The organism is Janthinobacterium violaceinigrum, assembly GCF_009208555.1.
Taxonomy (GTDB): domain Bacteria; phylum Pseudomonadota; class Gammaproteobacteria; order Burkholderiales; family Burkholderiaceae_D; genus Janthinobacterium; species Janthinobacterium violaceinigrum.
Genome location: NZ_WFLI01000110.1, coordinates 1 through 494 on the forward strand (window position 1 = coordinate 1; position 494 = coordinate 494).

Annotated in this window: 1 protein-coding gene; it reads right to left on the reverse strand. The window is 62.3% G+C overall.

Annotated features, from left to right (window positions below; genetic code table 11):
* The coding region (locus GCN75_RS28855) for a hypothetical protein (RefSeq protein WP_152285376.1) at nucleotides 1-464 on the reverse strand (464 nt) is incomplete at its 3' end.
* Nucleotides 465-494 lie beyond the last annotated feature (30 nt).

Consider the following 494-nt stretch of genomic DNA (forward strand, 5'->3'; position numbering starts at 1 on the left):
GTGATGGCCAGCAGATTGCTGGCGGAAATCACCGCCTTGTTAGTCTGTACATCACCAGTAGTTGCCGTGATGGCGATATTCGCTGCGCCCGTCTGGCTGCCCGACAGATCCACACTGGAACCCGTCAGCGTCGCACTGCCCGCCGCCAGGTTCTGTCCGCTCGCTTGCAGCACACCATCGGCGTTGATGGTCAAGTCGCCCGCCGTACCCAGGCTGCCGTCCGCTTTCACGCCGGCGCCCAGCAAGCCGCTGCTGGTGACTTTGCCAGCGGTAATATGGGTGTTGTTGACGGAGGCAATGGAGCCACTGTTGTTCAGCAAGCCACCCACCGTCAGTTGCTGGTGGCGGCCCGCATACAACAGACCCGCGTTGTTCAGGTCACCGCTCACTTTGGCCGTCAGGTCCGTACCGGCGCTCACTGTCCCCTGCTGGTTCAGCAAGGATGCCGCATCCAGACGCAACATGTCCGCCTGCAACACGCCGCGCGTGTTGTC